Annotated in this window: 20 protein-coding genes and 1 pseudogene; 11 read left to right on the plus strand and 10 right to left on the minus strand. The window is 64.6% G+C overall.

Features of this window, described 5'->3' with window-relative positions; genetic code table 11:
- Positions 1-390: 390 nt before the first annotated feature.
- Positions 391-921, minus strand: a complete 531-nt coding sequence (locus KIH27_RS20320) for a hypothetical protein (RefSeq protein WP_214094783.1) — start codon at positions 919-921, stop codon at positions 391-393.
- Positions 922-1,249: 328 nt separating this feature from the next.
- Between KIH27_RS20320 and KIH27_RS20325 the strand changes: the two genes are divergently transcribed.
- From KIH27_RS20325 to KIH27_RS20340, 4 genes are all read left to right on the plus strand, one after another.
- Positions 1,250-1,828 carry an AAA family ATPase gene (locus tag KIH27_RS20325; RefSeq protein WP_214094784.1) on the plus strand — a complete coding sequence of 193 codons (579 nt, stop codon included), beginning with the start codon at positions 1,250-1,252 and terminating at the stop codon, positions 1,826-1,828.
- Positions 1,821-2,048 (plus strand): hypothetical protein, encoded by a 228-nt coding sequence (locus tag KIH27_RS20330; RefSeq protein ID WP_214094785.1) that lies wholly within the window; start codon positions 1,821-1,823, stop codon positions 2,046-2,048. The genes KIH27_RS20325 and KIH27_RS20330 overlap by 8 nt, the downstream gene beginning before the upstream one ends.
- 37 nt (positions 2,049-2,085) lie before the next feature.
- A complete protein-coding gene (locus KIH27_RS20335; RefSeq protein WP_214094786.1) occupies positions 2,086-2,730 on the plus strand; it encodes a hypothetical protein in 645 nt (214 codons plus the stop codon).
- Positions 2,731-2,862: 132 nt separating this feature from the next.
- Entirely contained in the window at positions 2,863-3,423 is a 561-nt protein-coding gene (locus tag KIH27_RS20340; protein ID WP_214094787.1) for a recombinase family protein, read from the plus strand.
- 168 nt (positions 3,424-3,591) lie between these two features.
- On the opposite strand, the gene nrdF is transcribed toward KIH27_RS20340, so the two are convergent.
- Positions 3,592-4,560: a class 1b ribonucleoside-diphosphate reductase subunit beta gene (gene nrdF / locus KIH27_RS20345; protein WP_214094788.1), complete on the minus strand. Its 969-nt coding sequence runs from the start codon at positions 4,558-4,560 to the stop codon at positions 3,592-3,594.
- A gap of 227 nt (positions 4,561-4,787) precedes the next feature.
- Here nrdF and KIH27_RS20350 point away from each other — a divergent pair, with 227 nt between their 5' ends.
- From KIH27_RS20350 to KIH27_RS20370, 5 genes and pseudogenes are all read left to right on the plus strand, one after another.
- A complete protein-coding gene (locus tag KIH27_RS20350) occupies positions 4,788-6,608 on the plus strand; it encodes a phosphoenolpyruvate carboxykinase (GTP) (RefSeq protein WP_214094789.1) in 1,821 nt (606 codons plus the stop codon).
- Positions 6,609-6,668: 60 nt separating this feature from the next.
- Complete coding sequence (locus KIH27_RS20355; RefSeq protein ID WP_214094790.1) at positions 6,669-7,289, plus strand: superoxide dismutase; 621 nt, start codon at positions 6,669-6,671, stop codon at positions 7,287-7,289.
- A gap of 67 nt (positions 7,290-7,356) precedes the next feature.
- Positions 7,357-8,106, plus strand: a pseudogene (locus tag KIH27_RS20360) (type ISP restriction/modification enzyme); the annotation flags it as partial.
- Positions 8,107-8,134: 28 nt separating this feature from the next.
- Positions 8,135-9,157 (plus strand): IS30 family transposase, encoded by a 1,023-nt coding sequence (locus KIH27_RS20365; protein ID WP_214094792.1) that lies wholly within the window; start codon positions 8,135-8,137, stop codon positions 9,155-9,157.
- 298 nt (positions 9,158-9,455) lie between these two features.
- Positions 9,456-10,115 (plus strand): translation initiation factor IF-2 N-terminal domain-containing protein, encoded by a 660-nt coding sequence (locus KIH27_RS20370; protein ID WP_214094793.1) that lies wholly within the window; start codon positions 9,456-9,458, stop codon positions 10,113-10,115.
- A gap of 81 nt (positions 10,116-10,196) precedes the next feature.
- On the opposite strand, the gene KIH27_RS20375 is transcribed toward KIH27_RS20370, so the two are convergent.
- From KIH27_RS20375 to KIH27_RS20390, 4 genes are all read right to left on the minus strand, one after another.
- Positions 10,197-10,706, minus strand: coding sequence for a hypothetical protein (locus KIH27_RS20375; protein WP_214094794.1), 510 nt, complete (start codon positions 10,704-10,706; stop codon positions 10,197-10,199).
- A gap of 115 nt (positions 10,707-10,821) precedes the next feature.
- A complete protein-coding gene (locus KIH27_RS20380) occupies positions 10,822-11,418 on the minus strand; it encodes a hypothetical protein (RefSeq protein WP_214094795.1) in 597 nt (198 codons plus the stop codon).
- A complete protein-coding gene (locus KIH27_RS20385) occupies positions 11,415-12,911 on the minus strand; it encodes a hypothetical protein (protein ID WP_214094796.1) in 1,497 nt (498 codons plus the stop codon). The genes KIH27_RS20380 and KIH27_RS20385 overlap by 4 nt, the downstream gene beginning before the upstream one ends.
- Positions 12,912-12,915: 4 nt before the next feature.
- Positions 12,916-13,203 carry a hypothetical protein gene (locus KIH27_RS20390; protein WP_214094797.1) on the minus strand — a complete coding sequence of 96 codons (288 nt, stop codon included), beginning with the start codon at positions 13,201-13,203 and terminating at the stop codon, positions 12,916-12,918.
- Positions 13,204-13,429: 226 nt separating this feature from the next.
- Between KIH27_RS20390 and KIH27_RS20395 the strand changes: the two genes are divergently transcribed.
- Positions 13,430-13,897, plus strand: a complete 468-nt coding sequence (locus tag KIH27_RS20395) for a hypothetical protein (protein WP_214094798.1) — start codon at positions 13,430-13,432, stop codon at positions 13,895-13,897.
- Positions 13,898-13,935: 38 nt separating this feature from the next.
- Here the strand turns inward: KIH27_RS20395 and KIH27_RS20400 are convergent, their stop codons facing one another.
- Positions 13,936-14,370, minus strand: a complete 435-nt coding sequence (locus KIH27_RS20400) for a class I SAM-dependent methyltransferase (protein WP_250150470.1) — start codon at positions 14,368-14,370, stop codon at positions 13,936-13,938.
- A 666-nt stretch (positions 14,371-15,036) separates the two neighbouring features.
- On the opposite strand from KIH27_RS20400, the gene KIH27_RS20405 reads away from it, so the two are divergent.
- Entirely contained in the window at positions 15,037-16,242 is a 1,206-nt protein-coding gene (locus KIH27_RS20405) for a hypothetical protein (protein WP_214094799.1), read from the plus strand.
- A 27-nt stretch (positions 16,243-16,269) separates the two neighbouring features.
- On the opposite strand, the gene KIH27_RS20410 is transcribed toward KIH27_RS20405, so the two are convergent.
- The 3 genes from KIH27_RS20410 to KIH27_RS20420 all read right to left on the minus strand — a co-directional run bounded on the left by KIH27_RS20410 (position 16,270) and on the right by KIH27_RS20420 (position 18,942).
- A complete protein-coding gene (locus KIH27_RS20410) occupies positions 16,270-17,253 on the minus strand; it encodes a hypothetical protein (protein ID WP_214094800.1) in 984 nt (327 codons plus the stop codon).
- Positions 17,254-17,263: 10 nt separating this feature from the next.
- Positions 17,264-17,884 carry a hypothetical protein gene (locus KIH27_RS20415; RefSeq protein WP_214094801.1) on the minus strand — a complete coding sequence of 207 codons (621 nt, stop codon included), beginning with the start codon at positions 17,882-17,884 and terminating at the stop codon, positions 17,264-17,266.
- 851 nt (positions 17,885-18,735) lie between these two features.
- Positions 18,736-18,942, minus strand: a complete 207-nt coding sequence (locus KIH27_RS20420; RefSeq protein ID WP_065016085.1) for a toxin-antitoxin system — start codon at positions 18,940-18,942, stop codon at positions 18,736-18,738.
- Positions 18,943-19,161: the final 219 nt, after the last annotated feature.

The following is a 19,161-nucleotide window of genomic DNA, read 5'->3' on the forward strand; positions in this document are numbered from 1 at the left end:
GTTTGTACCTGGTGACACGATCCTTACCGACACCCCTATACGTGGTATCCCACCAGGAGTTGCGGTCCAGGTCCGGTATCGACGAGGTCCTGGTCGATGGAGCGGATCGACCTCCGAAACCGTTCCGGGACGATGAGGCGCGGTGACGTAATAACGTCAATGCATCGTTACGCCAATGCTTGGCGTTGCCCTTCTCGATGTCACAAGACGTAATTACGTTATTACGTCTTGGACGATCGGCCGAGGTGCGTTTCGGCGGCACCGCGAGGCTGGCCCCTCATTCTGTTTGTGCGTATAGTCTGAGGTGCCTGTTGCGCTGAGCTTCAGGAAGTGAGCCCGAGACCCGGCCGGACGACCGTGGCGCTCGGGCTTCGCGCATTTTTGGGCCGGTTAAACGTCTCGCACCGCGGTGATCGCTGGCGCTACGAGGCTTCGCCACTGGCCGCCCTTGGCCCAGCACCAGGCAATCGCGTCTGGCACGGCGAGTAAGAGCTCGCTGTGCGCGTGCCGATGTTCGTACCTCAGCCGGTCACGACAGTCGGTGGCGCGCGTGAACTCGATGAGCTTCTGGTTGTCCCAGCGGGTCATCGTCTCGTCTTGGTCCAAGATGATGTGGGCTCCGGCCACCGCGTGGTCCTCTACCAAGGCGCGCAGACAAGCCGCCCTGCGTTCACGTTCGTTGGGGTGGCGGGCGCCGGCGCGGTAGACGGTTGCCTGGGCGCCGGCGTTGACGAATGCTGCGGCGATCGTGCGTTTGCGGCCATCTTTCTCGTCTTTCATGTGCAGGTAGCGCTGACCGGGCAGAAGAAGCCGCCGCACGGTGTCACGTAGTGCTGTTGCGTTGCTTGGCATGTGCACGCTGGCCACAAGCAGATAGCCGGACTTCTTGGTCTCATCTACGTAGATGTGGGGCTGAGTCATGTGGAATGCGTCTTTCACTCGTTCGCAGGCCGGGTTCCGGGTGGCCCCTTATTCAAGGGAGCTTCCGCGTCCGCCCACATGGACGGAACCACGTCAGTTCGCTACGTCGCGCATCAGACATACAAGGAAGCCTCCGGCAGGGCGGGTACCTGCGGGAGGCTTCTTCACGAACAGCCGGCCCAGCCGACTGCATCCGCCCGAAGCGTACCTGGCACGGGACTCCGCAGGCGGTTACAGCACGGCTGGGACCGCACTCAACGTCATTACGTCATTGCATTACAGCGTGTCGGTGCATTGCCGCTATTACGTCATTGCGTACAGTCTGCGTATGACTGTGATCTCTCTGGTTCACACCAAAGGTGGGGTGGCTAAGACGACCTCGGCCGTGTACCTGGCGACGGCCGCGCAGCGGCGTGGCCTAGACGTGGTGCTGATGGATGCCGACCCGCAGGGCTCGGCTCTGGAATGGGCGGCGGATGCTCAGGGTGACGCCCCGCTTCCATTTCCCGTTGTAGCGGCGGGCCGCCCTTTGGCGGTTGATCGGACCCGGGAGTTGGTGATCGTCGATACACCGCCCGGTACGGCGCAGGTAATCCAGGAGGCGATCGAGGTAGCCGACATGGTGGTCGTGCCGACCGGGGCCTCGCCACTGGACGTCCGCCGAGTGTGGCCGACTCTGGAGATCACCTCACACCGACCAACCGCCGTGTTGTTGACCGGGGTGGATATGCGTACACGGCTGGCCGACGAGGTGCGGGTACTCCTGGAGAGCGAGGAGATCCCTGTGATCAGCACACCCATCGTTCGCCGGGAGGGCATACGACGGGCCTACGGTGCAACGCCAGGCCATCTGCACGGCTACGACGATGTGCTGACCGAGTTGATGGGGGCGATGGTCCATGCCTGATCTGTCGTCGAAGATGGCCGCACGGGTTAAGACGGAGCCGGCCAAGCGGGCCGCTGAGGCGTTTCGGTCACCAGCCGATGACATGCAGCGGGCCACGGTGTACCTGCCCCGCGCCACAGTGCGCGCACTCAAGCAGGCAGCACTTGATCGCGACACCAGCATGAGCAGGATCCTGACCGAGATGGCCACGGACTGGCTAAAGGACAACGTAACGACGTAATGACGTCATTGCGTTGTTACACGGAGGGGGGTTTGTTGTGCACACGGACTTTTCGTCATTCGTCGGCGCCTGGGCGCTGCTACTGAGCTGCGTCGTCCTAGTGGTCGAGCCGATAGCACCGGGTGCACAGTGGTTTAACCGCGCGCTTCGCCTGGCCACTGGCCTGGCGGGCGTAGGTACTTTCATGTTCGCGCGGTCGTTCTGGCATTGGTTCCAGGCGGCCCCACCGGAGGAGTTAGCCGACCTCCCTCCAGGCTGGGATTCACTGAAGAGCCTGTCGCAGGCGTTCCTGCTGATATGGATATTGACTGCGGCATTCATCGTGCCCGCGTTTGTACCCAGCAGGATGTACCGCCGGGTGAAACGGCTGCTGGCAATCGGCCCTGTCGTCTTGCTTCTCATCTTGGGTGTAGTGGCGACGCTGCTCATCGAGCGACAGCGCCTTAATCAAGACAGCGTGGTCAACGCCGCCATGTGGCTGTGGGTCACGGTGTTCACCTGCTCGGCGGCGTTTTGCGGACGTTGGGCATTGCAGCCGAAGCTTGATGGGTGGTGGTCGAAGATTGGGCTATGGCGTCAGAGCCCGGTAACTCTCTGGCTGAAATCTAAGCTGCTGGTTCCTGATACGGAGTCTGCTCAATTCCTGGAGCAACACGAGCCATCCGAGCCTGTGTCCCGCTAACGCACGGTTCCGGGATGATCCGGCCGCACCGTCGCCGCCGGCGGAATCTGCTGGTCGGGCGGTCTCGGATGGTTGTCCCGCAATAGGGTTCCCGTAACTGGTCTGTCGGCTGCTTCTGGGATGGTGACCTCCATGTTGATCGGATACGCCCGCGTCTCGACGGCGGATCAAAGCCCCAACCTTCAACTCGACGCCCTCACCGCCGCGGGTGTGGAGAAGGTCTACACCGATCACGGTGTCTCCGGGGCGATGTCGCATCGCCCCGAACTGGACCGCTGCCTAGAACACCTCCGCGCCGGCGACACCCTGGTGGTGTGGCGCCTGGACCGGCTGGCCCGTTCCCTGCGCAACCTGCTGGAGTTGGTGGAGTCGTTGAGCCAGAACGGAATCCACCTACGCTCCCTGACGGAGTCGATCGACACCGGTAGTGCCTCGGGGCGGTTGGTGCTGTCGGTGTTCGGTGCCCTGGGTGAGTTCGAGCGCAGCCTGCTCGTCGAACGCACCCAGGCCGGTCTGGCGGCCGCCAAAGCCCGCGGCACGAAGCTCGGCCGCCGCCCCAGCCTCACCGACAGCCAGCTTGCCCAGGCCCGCACCCTGGTCGCCGCCGGCCACCGTGTTGAGGAAGTCGCCCACACCCTCGGGGTGGGACGCTCCACGCTGTACCGGGCACTCAGCCACATGGCCGCCGCGTAACGAATGGGCTGCCCAACATTGGCGAGCCGTATCCCCTCCCATCACGCTAGGAGACAACAAGCTGGGTGCTACCGGCTGAGATGAGCGCGATCCCGGCGGGAACTGGAAGCTGCCGACGAGTCACCATCGCGCAGGGCGAACGCGCGAAGGCGGGCTGGGTGTTCTCCGTCAGAAATCCCAGTCGGCATCCTCTGTGGGTTTCTGTTTCCCGATCACGTAAGTGCTGCCAGATCCGGAGAAGAAGTCATGGTTTTCCTTGCCGCCGGGGTCGAGCGCGGACAGGATCGCCGGGTCGGGTCGGCACTCATCTGCGGGGAACAGGGGCTCGTAGCCGAGGTTCGCCAGGGCTTTGTTGGCATTGAACCGCATGTAGGGCAGCACATCTGAGGTCCAGCCCAGCTCATCGTAGAGGTCGTGAGCGTAGTCGACCTCGTTGTCGTAGAGGGTTTCCAACAGATCGTAGGTGTAGGCGCGGTGATCGGCCCGGGCGGCGTCATCGAGACGATCCAGCGCGGTGCGGCACTTATAGCCGATGTAGAAGCCGTGGACTGCTTCGTCACGGATGATCAGCCGGATGATGTCGGCGGTGTTGGTCAGCTTGCCGCGGCTCGACCAGTACATCGGCAGGTAGAACCCGGAGTAGAACAGGAACGACTCCAGCATCACCGAGGCGGCCTTGCGTTTCAACGGATCGTCACCACGGTAGTAGTCGACGATAATCTGCGCTTTGCGTTGCAGGTGCGGGTTGTCCTCTGACCAGTCGAACGCGGCGTCGATCTCCTTGGTGGAACACAAGGTGGAGAAGATCGAACTGTAGCTCTTGGCGTGCACAGATTCCATGAACGCGATGTTGGTCAACACCGCTTCCTCGTGTGGGGTGACCGCATCGGCGATCATCGACACCGAACCGACCGTCGCCTGGGCGGTGTCGAGCAGTGTCAAGCCGGTGAACACCCGCACGACGACTTGCCGTTCAGCCTCGGTGAGGGTCTGCCACGACGCCATATCGTTGGACAGTGGGACCTTCTCCGGCAGCCAGAAATTGCCGGTGAGACGCTCCCACACCTCCGCGTCTTTGGGGTCGGGTACCCGGTTCCAGTTAATGGCGTGCACACGATCGACCAGGCGGCTGCTCATCGGCGCACCCCCTGCCGGCTGGTGTGTCGGACTGCCGGACCACATCGCTTGGACACTTGCGTCACCGCCTCGTCGTCGGAAACCACCGGGAGAACCTACCGACCCCCACGGATCATCGAAATCAGGCTTCCCAAAGATTATAGTTCGGTGATCCGAATTATAATCGGGTCATTTCGTCGTATCCGGGCGACTCAACCCACCAATCAGCACCGTGTCAGGAGAGTTCAGTGACCTCAGCGACCATTCCCGGTCTGGACACCGCACCGACGAAGCACCAGGCGCTGCTCGCCTGGGTCCGGGAGATCGCCGAGCTCACCCAGCCCGACCGGGTGGAGTGGTCCGACGGCACCGACGCCGAGTGGAACCGCCTGATGGGTGAGCTGGTGACGGCCGGCAGCGCGGTCAAGCTTGACGAGGCGAAGCGGCCGAACTCCTACCTGGTGCTCTCCGACCCCGCCGACGTCGCGCGGGTCGAGTCGCGGACGTTCATCTGCAGCGAGACCCCCGAGGGTGCCGGCCCGACCAACAACTGGGTGGACCCCGCCGAGATGCGGGCCACCATGACCGAGCTGTACCGCGGCTGCATGCGTGGGCGCACCATGTACGTGATCCCGTTCTGCATGGGCCCGCTCGGCGCCGATGACCCGAAGCTGGGTATCGAGATCACCGACTCGCCGTACGTGGTCACCTCGATGCGGATCATGACCCGGATGGGCACCGCCGCGCTGGAGAAGATCGGCACCGACGGCGCGTTCGTCAAGGGCCTGCACTCGGTGGGTGCGCCGCTGGCCGAGGGTCAGGCGGACGTGCCGTGGCCGTGCAACACCGAGAAGTACATCACGCATTTCCCGGAGTCCCGGGAGATCTGGTCGTACGGTTCGGGTTACGGCGGTAACGCGCTGTTGGGTAAGAAGTGTTACGCGCTGCGGATCGCGTCGGCGATGGCCCATGATGAGGGTTGGCTGGCCGAGCACATGCTGATTTTGAAGTTGATCTCGCCGGAGAACAAGGCGTATTACGTGGCGGCGGCGTTCCCGTCGGCGTGCGGCAAGACGAACCTGGCGATGATTCAGCCGACGATTCCGGGGTGGCGGGCGGAGACTCTCGGTGATGACATCGCCTGGATGCGGTTCGGCAAGGATGGCCGGTTGTATGCGGTGAATCCGGAGGCGGGGTTCTTCGGGGTGGCGCCGGGTACCTCGAATGCGTCGAACCCGAATGCGATGAAGACTCTGGAGGCCGGCAACACGATTTACACCAATGTCGGTCACACCGATGACAACGACATCTGGTGGGAGGGTATCGACGGGGATGTGCCGGGGCATTTGATCGACTGGAAGGGCAACGACTGGTCGTCGGCGTCGGAGACTCCTGCGGCGCATCCGAATTCGCGGTACTGCACTCCGATGGCGCAGTGTCCGATCTTGGCCCCGGAGTGGGATGATCCGGCGGGTGTGCCGATTTCGGCGATCCTGTTCGGGGCGCGGCGCAAGACGACGGTGCCGTTGGTGTCGCAGGCTCGGGATTGGCAGCATGGGGTGTTCATCGGTGCCACGATGGGTTCGGAGCAGACTGCTGCTGCTGAGGGCACGGTGGGTGCGGTGCGTCGGGATCCGATGGCGATGTTGCCGTTCATCGGTTACAACGCCGGGGATTACATGGCGCACTGGATCGATCTGGGTAAGCAGGCTGATGAGTCGAAGTTGCCGAAGGTGTTCTTCGTCAACTGGTTCCGTCGTGGTGAGGGCGGCAAGTTCTTGTGGCCGGGGTTCGGGGAGAACTCCCGGGTGCTCAAGTGGGTCATCGATCGGGTGGAGGGTCGCGCCGGTGGTGCCCAGACCGCGATCGGTACCGTGCCGCACGCCAGTGATCTGGAGTTGACCGGGTTGGATGTGGACCCTGCTGATGTGGATGCCGCGTTGGCGGTCGACGCTGATGAGTGGCGGGCGGAGTTGCCGTTGATCGAGCAGTGGTTCGAGTTCATCGGCGACAAACTGCCCACCGGCCTGCGCGACGAATTCGACGCCCTCAAACAACGCCTGAATTGATCAGACCACCTGAATTATTCAACGCAACACCTGCATCAACCATCGAAGGGAAGGACACCCATGGCTGACTACACGTTGCCAGACCTCGACTGGGACTACGGAGCACTCGAACCGCACATCTCCGGACAGATCAACGAGCTACACCACAGCAAACACCATGCCGCCTACGTCAACGGCGCCAACGCTGCCGTCGCCAAACTCGCAGAAGCACGCGCCAACGATGAGCACTCAGCGATCCTGCTCAACGAGAAAAATCTCGCATTCCACCTCGCTGGCCACGTCAACCACACCATATGGTGGAAAAACTTGTCACCCGACGGTGGCGACAAGCCGACCGGAGAACTCGCTGCAGCCATCAACGACGCCTTCGGATCTTTCGACGGATTCCGAGCGCAATTTCATGCTGCGGCGACCACAGTGCAGGGCTCAGGATGGGCAGCCCTCGGCTGGGACGAACTTGGCAGGAAACTGCTGATCTTCCAAGTATATGACCACCAGACCAACTTCCCACTCGGCATCACCCCGCTACTGCTTCTCGACATGTGGGAACATGCCTTCTACCTGCAATACCACAACGTTAAAGTCGACTTCGCCAAAGCATTCTGGAACGTCGTCAACTGGGCGGATGTGCAGTCACGCTTCACCGCCGCCGCATCGAACGCACCAGGAGAGATCGCCTGAGGTTGAATGCTGGCCAGGTTGCCAGCCGAGGACGCCACTTACACCGAATACCGGACAGACCCGCACCGGCTCCGACAAGCCCTTTCCGTGCCTCGCATCAAGGTCGGCCCCTGATCTCTCATTCTGGGGATCAGGCGGCGGACAATTCTTCGCCCGCTGGACCTACGAGTCGGCCGAATCTGATAACGGCGGAATGGATTTCGGATCCGTCGGCGACAACGAGGTCGACGAGTACGGCTACCGGCGGGTGGACAACATCTTCTTCTACGTCTACGGGTTACTGCACGACCCCGCCTACCGCACGGCATACGCCGCCGATCTGAAGAAGATGCTGCCGCACATCCCCACCCCGGCAACCCGGGAACGCTTCGAGCGGCTCGCCGCCGCCGGCGGCCGCCTGGCCGACCTGCACGTCAACTACGAGACCGTGCAGCCGTACCCGCTCGACGTCCAGCTGACGTCGACCGCGAAACCGGAGGACCGGGAGACCTGGCGGGTGGTGAAGATGAAGTGGGCCAAGAAGAAAGACCCCGCCACCGGCAAAAATGTCGACGACACCACCACCTTGATCTACGACGGCAAGGTCACCATCACCGGCATCCCGGAGGAAGCGGAGCGGTACCTGCTCGGTTCCCGGTCGGCGCTGGCCTGGCTCATCGACCGCTACCAGGTGAAAACCGACAAGGCATCCGGCATCGTCAACGACCCCAACGACTGGTGCGACGAACACGACGACCCGACCTACATCGTCGACCTGATCAAGAAGGTCACCACCGTGGCAGGGCGGTGTCATAGCGTCGTAGCAACGGGCTGCTGACAGGTGGGGGTTGCAGGTGGGGCGCAGGATGCTGACGTTCGAGGATCGGTCGGACATCGCGGTCGGGATCCAGGCCGGGTTGTCGGACACCGAGATCGCCGGCAAGATCGGCCGTGACCGGTCGGTGGTATGGCGTGAACGGCGCCGCAACAGCACCAAGACCCGTGGGTATCGGCTGGTGCATGCCGACTGCGAAGCCCAACGCCGGCGGCGCTGCCCACAGGCGTTCAAGATCGACACCGACCCGGTCCTGCAGGCTCGAATCCGGGCGGACCTGGGACGCTCGCGCACGCCGCGCCAGATCGCCGGTCGCTTGCGTCTGGAGGCCACCGACGCGACCGTGGAGACCATGGCGCACTCCCCGGCAGCCGATGGCGCGACCGTCTCGCATGAGGCGATTTACCGCTGGATCTACGCACTGCCCAAAGGCGAGCTCGCTAAATCGGGAATCATGTTGCGATCCAAGCGAACCCAACGCAAACGCCGCAAACCACTCGGAGAGCGCACCGGTGGGCGGATCATCGGCATGGTCTCCATCGACGACCGCCCCGACCACGTCGCCGACCGGCGAGTACCCGGCGCCTGGGAAGGTGACCTCATCATCGGCCGCGCCGGCAAGTCCGCCGCAGCGACCCTGGTCGAACGCACCAGCCGCTTCACGCTGATCCTTGGCCTGCCCGACGGCAAGAACTCCGACGCCCTGGCCGATGTGCTCATCGACTGTGTGCGCAACCTGCCCGCTCAGGTGCGCGGATCGCTGACTTGGGATCAGGGCACCGAAATGGCACGCCACGCCGCGCTGACCCTGGCCACCGACCTGCCGGTGTACTTCGCCCACCCGCACTCGCCGTGGGAGCGGCCCACCAACGAAAACACTAACGGCCTGATCCGCGAGTACCTGCCCAAGGGCACCGACATCACCGACCACCAGCCCTACCTCGACGCCATCGCCGACGAACTCAACGACCGTCCCCGCGCCATCCTCGGCTTCCGCACCCCCAGAGAGGTCTTCACCCAGCTATTGGCCAACTCCGTTGCTTCCACCACTTGACACCGCCCAGTCGAGACGATGAAAGTCGTGGATTCACTGTCCGGCCTGCTCGATGAGAAATGACCGCCGCCCGGACTAAGATTTCGCGCAAAGCCGTCGTCTAACCCGCATGTTAAGCCATTTATCCACAGGGCAACACTCACACACGAACCGTTTGCTCACATGTTGCTAATAGCCGTGTGATTGTGTTTCTTTCCGGTGTCGGTGGCAGCCCGTACGCTGTTCGTGGCGCACTAATAAATTCTGGACACTTCCGCCCCAGGCCGATGCGTCAGTGAACAACGAACGGTGGTGAGCAATGCTGATTCGGGTACATGAACTGGCCAAGGAGCTGGGGTGCACGTCGAAGGAGGTTCTTCTGGCATGTTCGGAACTGGGCGAGTTCGTCAAGTCGTCCAGCAGCACCCTCAGCCCTCGGGTTGCGCAGATCGTCCGGGAGAAGCTGGATACCGATGTCAACCGACTGAATGTCGCGGACTATGGTGCTTCTCTCGGCGGATCACGCTCCGCAGCGGCCTCTGATGACGGGGGATTCGGAGCAGCCTTTGCGAGGGCGCGTCGCGCGAGCCGGAGGCCAACATCTGCTTCTCGCAGTCCTGGTGAAATTCAGATCGCAATCTATCGGTATGCGATCGAGCCACGACGTAGCCGACGAGGGAGCTACACACCCGAGGAACAGGATCGAGCGGAGCGACTCACCGAACGGTGGGTATTGACCTGGTTGCCCGATGTTGTCGAATGGATTCAGGTTGCTGAGGCGGAACGCCCGGATATCGCCGTGAAACTCGCGGAATCTGGGCTTTGCCCGGCCGATGCTGATCTGCGACTCGGCTTCGGACGTATCGACACGAACAGTGACACGATGTACCGGCGGCTTGTCCGGGGGATTATCGGCATCAAAGATGCTGTGCAGCAGGTTCAGGGATTTCGACGGACGGAACAAAATATGGGCACATAAGATCGCGTCGACGGCGTCGGCATCGAACTTCTACGGTTCCTCATCGCCTCGGCACGGTCCCGACATCGAAGACGGCGGCTACTACGACGCCTGGGTACGTAGGTCGATGTTGCCGCCCTCCTTGGTGAAGCCCTGCTCGGGGTGCAGCGTGTAGCCGGGTGGGATGTCACCGGTCTTGTAGTAGCTGTAGAACAGTTGAGCCGCTTCGTCAGCGTCGAAAATCTGTGTACGGCTTCTCATTTCGGTACTTCTCGGAAGAACGATCGGCACATCTTGAACCTCTTCGTCACCGTCGTGCGGATGGCCGATGACGTAACGCACCCAGTCGACCCCCCACTGCGCACCGCCGGATTTACAGATCTCCACCGTCATCGCCTCGGCACGCCCGAGCGCTTGCAGGTACTCCCGATTAGCGCCAGCAGCGACACCCTCTTCGTAGTCCATCCCCGGGGGAAGCGCCCACAAAAGCAGCACGAATCGGTCGAGACCGTTGAATCTGTGGAGCACCCTGGAGAACTCGTCGATGTCAGTCAAGCCAAACGACTCGGCCCGGCCGCTGCTGTATTCGAGGACATGGGTGAAGGCCGGCATAACCGCAAATGTATCTGCTCGATCTGACACGCCGCACCCTGCAGCGGCCGCGAGATCCGACGATCAGGGAGTCGACGGGGTGGCGAGGCTGACGGTGGACCACCGGGAGGCTGGTTCACCTGGTGGTGGTGGCCTGGAATGCCTGGTGGATGGTGTTGCTGAGTTGGGTGATGTCGATGGTGAGGTCGGTTTGGCGGTCGGCGACGACGAACAGAGTGTGTTCGATGAGCAAGCCCCGGCCGACTCGGGGTCTCGAGGTTGCATAGGTGCTGTACTGCGCCCAGATCCGCCGGGTGCCGGCGGTGAAGTACCCACTGGCGCGCACTGCAGCTATTCCGGGTGCCGACGGTGTCGTCAGTGTCGTTGCGGTGATGTTCTGGGCGTTCAGGCCGCGCAGGGTGCAGTCGGCATTGGTGTGGATGACCTCGCTGGGCAGGGTGCCGGTGAACTGGTAGACGCTGATGGTTTCGCAGCCGTCCCAGCCGTGGTCAGGGTTGTGACCGTAGACGGTGATCCGCGTCGGGTACTGCGGGCTGTTGTCCAGGCGCGCGGGCCGCCATCCGGGCGGCACCCCGCATTGCATCACCCATTCGGGGGCGTCATCGGAGCCGATCTCGACAAGGTCATCGACATGGGCGGCCACCAGGGTCGCGAGCGTGGGTGCCGTGAGCAGCTGCTCAGCCGCCGTTTCCGGGTGCTCGGGTGAGGTCATGTCGGTGAAAGCAGCGTTGCCAGCAATGCCAGGACCGCACCGAAGCCCAGGGTGGTTCCACCGACTTCACCGGCTTGTCTGAGCTGCTCGGGGGTGGGGGCGCTGAACGCCGGCGTGTGCAAGGTGATCGTGGGACCGGCGGGTGGTTCGGTGGCGATCGGTACCTGGGTCAGCTCCGGGGGGAGCAGGTCGAAGCCTTCCGGCGGCATCGCAGCAGCCCCTGGTGGTAGCAGGGGCAGCTCTGAGGTTGTGGGCGGCAGTGTGACCGGGGCGGGGTGATCCAGCGGCGGCATGGGCGGCGCGGCCGCGGGGTGGTCCAGGATCGACGGCTGAGCCGGTGGCGGGCTAATGATCGGAGCAGGACTCCCACCAGCAGGTGCCCCCGAGGCAGCACCGCCAGCACCCCCATCAGCACCTGCCGCTGTCGGGGGAACGAAGGCCGGGGCGTCAATCTTTCGAGCTTTGATGACTTCCACCGGTTCACCGTTGAGCATTCCTCTGGCGGGCATGTCCGGGGATACGGTTTTATCGAAGAACCGTTGAGTTCGGGTCCAGTCGGCACCGCCGGACTTAACTTCGATGCCCGTGTATTTGCCTGGTTGTCCGGGTATGGGCTCTAACGCGTCGTAGTAGCGATACAGCGGTCGCCCAGTCTTCTCGTCGACCAGAATCTGCCCTGTTTTCGGATCGGTCATGGCCACCCTGATCTGCTGTCGGATCAGTGGAATCCCGGTGTCGTCTTCACGGTCTTTTAGTGCTTTTTCGGCGGCTGCGGCACCGTCAGCGCTGCCGGTGTTGCCATCGCTGTAATGGCCGAGGTTGTTACGACCTGGGTATTTGGGGTTGGGGTCGTAGGGTCGGCCGGCCCCACCGTCTGCGCCGGCTGGTTCGGTGGGGCCTTCCGGTGGGGCTTGTTTCCAGGTGTGGTCGACGAGTTGGATGCCGTGGCCGTTGTTGGTGGGGATGGGTGTTTCGGTGAATGTGAGGGTGCCGAAGCTGGCGGTGGCGGTAGCGAGTTTGCTGGTGGTGTCTTGGTCGATGTAGACCATGCTGGCGGCTTGGGTACGGATTTTGGCGGTGAGCTCGTTGGCCTGGGGTTGCAGCCGTACGGCTTCTTCCCAGGACCGGCCGGGGGTGTGCGCATTGCACACGAGGTCTTGGCGGACTTCGAACCCGGCTGCGCGGGCTTCGGCGACACCGCCCAGGGTGGCGGTCCTGGCCAGCATCATGTTCTCAGCACCGCGGCGGGCGATGTCGGCTGCGGTGATGCGTTGTTCGGCTTCGCGCACGGCGATGACCCGATCGGCATCCGAGCGCCGGTAGGCGGCGTTGTAAGCCTGCCCCTGCCAGGGCGCAGTGCTGATGATCTCGTGGGCCTCGGTGAAGCAGTGCCTGATCCGGGCGGCCTGGGCGGTGAGGTAGTCGGCGAGGCCGGTCAGGTGATCGACGGTGGTCGCTTCGATCTCGGCCAGGCTCGGCAACCCGTTGATCACCGCACTACACCACCTGGCCGGCCAGTGCCGATGCCGTTGTGGTGTCGGTGCGGGTGTAGGTCGCCGCCGCGACGGTGACTTTGTTGGCGGTGGCGCCGACCCGGGCGGCGAGCACTGTTTCGTCGGTGGCGGCACCGGTACGTGCGGTGGTCGCGGTCGCCACACTGGACTGCCAGGATTCGCCGGCGCTCGGTGGTTGTGCAGGTGCGGTGCCGGTGAGTTGGCCGCCCACGTCTGCAACCCGGCCCGCCGCCTGGTGCAGCCCGACCGGGTTGACCCGCAGCGAATCCACACCGTGCAGTCTAAAACCACCCCCGCCAGCGTCAGATGGCATCACCGCTGCGGTCCGGTCCGGGTCTCCGGTGCACCGCGCCCAGAGCCCGCCCCCTGGCGGGGTGGGGGTTACCGGGGTGTGGTGTGTTCTGACGCCCCCCGGGGGTGTCGGTGGGGTGGGGCATCGTGTTCTCAACGGGCTTTCATCGCCCGGGTGAGGTTCGGGAGACCGGGAGGACCACGTGATGGGCGATGGTGGTGTGGTTTTCGGGGGGCTTTTCGATGACGTTCTCGCCGAGTGGGGTGAGCCGTTCAGTAGCGCCCAGTGGGGTTTGACCGAGGCCATCGAGGTGGTGTTTCGGCAGGGGTTGACGTTTCCGGCGAGCTGGCCTGTGCAGCGGTGTGAGGCGTTCATCGCCTCTCATGCCGATCGCATCGCCGGGCAGTTGGGCAGTGTTTTCGATGACCTCATCGACACCGTCACCGCTGAATACGGTGCCGCCTACGGTGTCATGCCGCATCCCGAGGACGCCGGGGTGCTCATCGATACCGCCCGCCGCGACGCACTTACCACGGCGCTGATCGACAGTGTGGTCTTCGAGTTGCCCGATCAGATCGCACAGTCCACACGCGAGGATCCCGGCCGCGGGGACGGCAGTATGACCGCGTGTAGCCCGGCATCACGGCGACTGCGGTGGCGTCGCAGGAATTAGCGATCCGCCTGCGCAACCGTGCCGGGTTGGCGGGTTGGTTACCGGTTTTTGGTTGCGGCGCGTTGCGCTGCGCGGCGTTGTTGACGGCTCAACCCCGGTAGTGCCGGCGGTGCGGTGGGTGCCCAGGTGCGGGCCGGCGGCGGCGACGGCGGGTGCCCGTCGGCGATCGTGTCGGTGACCCCACCGGCGGGGGTGGCGGCTTCGAGTTCGGCGATGCGCGCTTGCAGCCTGTAGACCTGTGCGGCGGTATGGCGCAGCTGCCCCAGTTCGCGGTCGCGTTGGGTGGCGCGTTCGACGTCGCGGCGCAGGTACTCGCGTAAGCGTTCGATGTCGGTGCGGGCCGCTTGGTAATCAGGGTCAGCGTCCAACACTTGGGTGCGCTCCACACCGGCGGCGAACCGCTCCACCACGGTGCGCAGTTCACCGTCGATGTCCCCACGGGCGTAGCGGCGCTCCAGGTGTTCCAGCAACATCCGGCACTGAAAATCGGAGCTTAAAAACAGTCGGCTCAAGGTGTGCATCGACGGGATGGGCAAGCGGGCATCAGGGTCGGGCAGGTGGGCACGAGGAACCTCCACCACCGCCACCGCAGTGCCGGTACGGGCCGCGGCAAGACGCTCAGCGGAGGCAGCACGCCGGCATGTCGCCGAGCACCAGATGGGTCGACGGCCCCGCCTTTTCGCCGGCATGGCGACACTGTTTCCACAGCGCGGACAAGCACGGGTCGTGTCGGTGCGCGCCTCCAACATCACCGGCTCGGCATCCACAAACACACCCCCATCCCTATTCCATCGAGACATAATGTTATCTGTTTGTGACCTTAATGCAAGAGGTGTGTAGCGCGCGGGGAGGTTGGAAAGGGTTTGCGCTGGTCAGGGTAGGTGCACTGTTTTGTGCTACTGTGCTGGAATTTTTGGGCGGGCTGCGGTGGGAGCAAGGAGTTTAGGTGGCGCCGAGGGGAAGGTGATGGGGTGAACGGGCGGAGTCGGCTGCGGTGTAGGGGTTGGTCGGTGCGCAGAAGACGGCCGGGGGTCGACGAGGCCGCCGACAGGGCCGCGGTTAGTGCGGAATTGCTCGCCGACGGTGAGGCTGTTGAAGCTGAGCGTGCGGAGATCCGTCGTTCTCATCGGCTGCGGGCCGTGCTGCTGATCATGGTTGTGCTGTCCCTGGTCTACGGGGTGGTCAGTACCCACCTTTATGTCGTGTCGTTGTTCTCCGGCGTCGAGGCACCCGCGCCGTTCTCGCTACGTTTTCTTGGCGCTGTTGGTGACGAGGTGCGGGGGCGGCTGAGTCCTGATGCGGCGTTGATGGTGGTGCTGGCAGCGGTTGCGGTCTGCGCGACGATCAACGTTGCTCTGGCCGTCGACAACAGTTCGGCCGGCCTGTTAGCTCAGGCGGCTATCTCGCAGTGGCGAACGAGTCTGCAGCGCGCAGCCGCGCTGACCGGTGGTGCTGCGTTGATAGCGGGGGTGGCGGTGTGGGCTAACCTTCGGCCCGAATCCGGTCACGACCTCGGGGCTGCCATCGCAGTCAGTGTGTTCGCGGTCGTGACGGTGCAGTTGGCGGTGACCGCCCGCGATCAGCGCAACAGTGCTGACCGTGCCAGTGAGCACCGCCAAGCGGTGAAACACCTCGCTACGTTGAAAGCTTGGGATGGCGAACTGGCGGCCAGGAAGGTGCCGCGACCGCTTCCCGTCAACGCACTCATCAAAGCAGGCATCGACGCGGTCGCCGAGGCGGACAGTGTGCGCCGAACAGCAATGCGTGCGTGCTGGAAGCGACTCGCCTACGTGGGCCTGGCGCAGGGGGTCTGCATGGCTGCGGTGCTGGTGTGTCTGATCGTCACTGGGCCGCATGGCCCCCCGCCGGAGGTCCCACTGAGCGCAGGGAAAATCTGGGGGTTGCGGACTGGTTTTGTTGTTCTTCCCGCAGTGCTCGCAGTTTTGATCAGCCTGGGCATCGGAATGGCCACACACAGTAGGTGGACAAACGCCGTATCGGATCATGTGCGCCGGCACCTGGATATCAAACCGCGGGTGATCTGTGGTGTAACGAGTCTGGCCGCCGTCGGACTGGTTGCGCTGATGTGGCTCGCCGCCGGGGCCGCGGTCGGGCCGGTGTGGATCAGCTTTCTGTTGGTGGCCGCCGCAACCTGGGGTGTGCTGCAGATCAGTAGGCGCTGCCCCCGGGTGACATGGTGTGCTACCGCGGCACGGCCGCTGTGGGAGCTGGTCGACCTATCACTGCGGCAATCCCGCGCCCGGAGCGAACGCAACCGCGACACACTGCTCGATCAGGAAATCGAACGACGTACCGCCCTGCCCACCTCAAAAGCGCGCAGGTAACGCTTTACTGGGCAGAATGCCCTGGACTCAGCCTTGACGATGCAGCTGCGCCTTGTAGGCCTCAGCGGTTTCCCGGGCAGCAGCGAGGGCTTGGGCCAGGGCGGTGGCACGTTCCTCGGCGGCCTGCTGCAAGGCCTCGCGTTGGGCGCGGGCGTCGGCGCGGACTTGTTCGAGGTCGTCGCGCAGTGCGGCCAGGGCGTGCTTGTCGGCGGCGGCTTGGGCTTGCAGTGCGGTGAGTTCACCGCGGGCGGTGGCGGCCTGCGCGCGGGCGTGTTCGGTCTCCGCGGCCGCGGTGGCTAACTGCTGACGGGCGGCTTCGGCGGCCTGCTCGGCATCAGCACGCACCTGGGCGAGTTGTGCGGTCAACTCGTCGCGCACCCGGGCAGTCTCAGCGGTGGCGTCCTCAGCAGCGGCATCGGCTTCGGCGCGGGCTGCGGCGGCGTCATCGGCACGCCGGTCGGCGTCACGGCGGGCACGCTCAGCGTCAGCGACCTGTTGTTCGGCGGCGGTGATCTTGGCCAGGGCGTCACGGTGAGCGTCAGCGACTTCAGCGCCGGCGGCTTCAACATCGCCGGCGGCCCGCAGATCAGTGACCACTGCGGTCAGAAACGCTTGCAGGTCATCAATCTTGGTCGGCAATTGGGCGACCCGCTGCTCCAAGGAGACCCGCGCCATCGACACCGGGGCCACTCCCACCGGCTGCTCTCCACCGGTACCGCCAGCACCACCGGCGGGTTGTTGTTCGGCGGCGCGTCGTGCTCGCCAGGCGGTGGCCCGATTGTGCACCGGCCCCCCATCGGGGCCGGGCTGCTCGCAGTACAGCGACGGCCGCCCCGTCGCCGCATCGGAGCGGGCCGGGCGGTCACAGCCCGGGAACCGGCACACCCGCACCCCCACCGCCGCACCGCCGCCGGCACTGGCAGCCGCACCGGCCGCGGGGGCGCTGGGGGTCGGCGCGGGGCCGTCGGCACCCGATCCGGAGGTGACAGCGGGGGCTGTGTCGTCGCTCATGCCCTCAAGCCTAACCGTTACGTTCTGTTCCGTCAATATATGACGTAACGGTATTGACGGAACAATACGGAACGTAAGTGGGCGGTGGCGGGGCCGCCGTCTCGGCACTGGGTGTGGTGGGTTGTGCGGTGGTGCGGCGGCGGGCGGCCAGAGCGGTGGCCAGGGCTGTGCGGGCGGCGGTGTGGCCGGGGCCGCCCAGGGCAGCGCGGGCGCGCGCGCGGGCCTGGGCATGCTCAGCACGGGCAGCGGCTTGGGCGGCGAACCGGGCATGCCGGGTCTCCTGCTGGGTTTGCCGGCGGGCGTGCTGGGTGCTGGGGGTTGCGGCGGTGCCCGGGGCCGGCTGCTTCTTGTCGGGGCCGGCGGCGTAGCCGCCGTCGTTGACCGGTGGGGGTGTCCAGTCGATCCGTTTGAGGCGTGTGGTGAGAAACGCTGCAGGACAGGTGATCTGATCAGGCCAGGTGTACCCGGTGGTGGCCATGTCGGCGTTGAGTGCGGTGGTGATCTGGCGTGCTGACCAGTGGTCGGGGTTGATTCCGGCGGCGGTGAGCACGTCGCAGATCGCCCCGGCGTGCCCGTGGCCGAGTCCGTGGCAGCTGGCGATGAGCCCGGCGGCCAGGCGCTGCAGCGCCAAGGGCCGCGGCCTGCGGGCCGCCGGCCGGTTGGGAGGTCGATCAGGATTCTTGCGGGCGCGCCGGGGCGCGCTTGGTGAGTGAGTCCCTACAGGACCAGAAGGACTAAACCCCGCCTTCGGCGGTAGGTCGGGAAACTCCACAACCCGCGGTGGGGCATCGTTGTGGTGGACGGGCTGTGGATGCCGGGCCTGTGACGATGGGCGGTGGGGGGTCAGGTGGTAGATCGACGGGCGCCGGCCGACCGACGGTGTTCCTGGGGAGCCGTGGCCGCGTTGGGCTTCCAGTGCCCAGCCGGCCACTCGTAGGACCCGCCAGGCCACGGTGACGGTGTCGGGGCCACAGCCGGCGGCGGTGGCGATGGTGGCGCGGGTGATCGCCACGTGGCGGCCGGTGGCGTGATCGGCATGCGCAGCCATCACCGCCGCGATCGCCAGCAAGGTGGGGGCAGTGATCGACACCCGCTCCCCACGACACACGGTTGCTAGCTGCGGGGAGGTCGCCCACGCCTGCACATCGTCGAGCCACGCCTGACGACTGCGCCACACCGGCACACTCGCCGTACACGCACCCGCACGGGTGATCCACGCCCGACGCCGAGACGCCGCTACACCACTATCAGCAGCGGTGGGGTGTTGACCTGCGACAACCCGCAAGCCACCACGGTGCGGGCAAAGATACTGGTCACGGTTTAGCGCGTCGACTCGAAGCCGAGGCAGATATGCGCTACCGTGAGACGAGTCGACCAAGACACGTCCCTTTCGAGGGGCACCGAAACCCTCGGGTGCAACCGGGGGTTTCGTCGTTTATTGAGCTGTCACGTCTGCCCGGTGCCAGTCACCCGGGCTGCTGCTCACATAGCCAGCGGCAAACCCTCCTCGCGGTCACGGTTGAGCTCCCGGACCAGATCGGGGCGTCCGATGTGCTCGGCGAGTACGTCGGATGCGTATTGCGAAATGCTGATGCCCAATGCAGCCGCCCGGCGTCGCACTTCCTCATACACGTCTTGGGCAGGACGCGCCGCGATGAGCGTCCGATTGCCCTTATGCGGTTGAGCCATACCGGAAGCCTGGCAGTCCGTAGCAGCTACGCCGCGTTAGACACGCCGAGCCTCGTGATGTTTTCGTGATCGAGCAGTCACGCAACTGCGGCCGGCACCTGCGCGGTGACCAGCCGAGTGAGCAGCTGGTTCATCGCAGAATTTGGCGGGCGTGGCGTGGGTATCGACTGGTAGCCGTATACGGGGTGCTGGTAAGGATCGTGTCACCGGGTACAAACC

Origin of the sequence: Mycolicibacter acidiphilus (assembly GCF_018455725.1) — a bacterium.
GTDB lineage: Bacteria > Actinomycetota > Actinomycetes > Mycobacteriales > Mycobacteriaceae > Mycobacterium > Mycobacterium acidiphilum.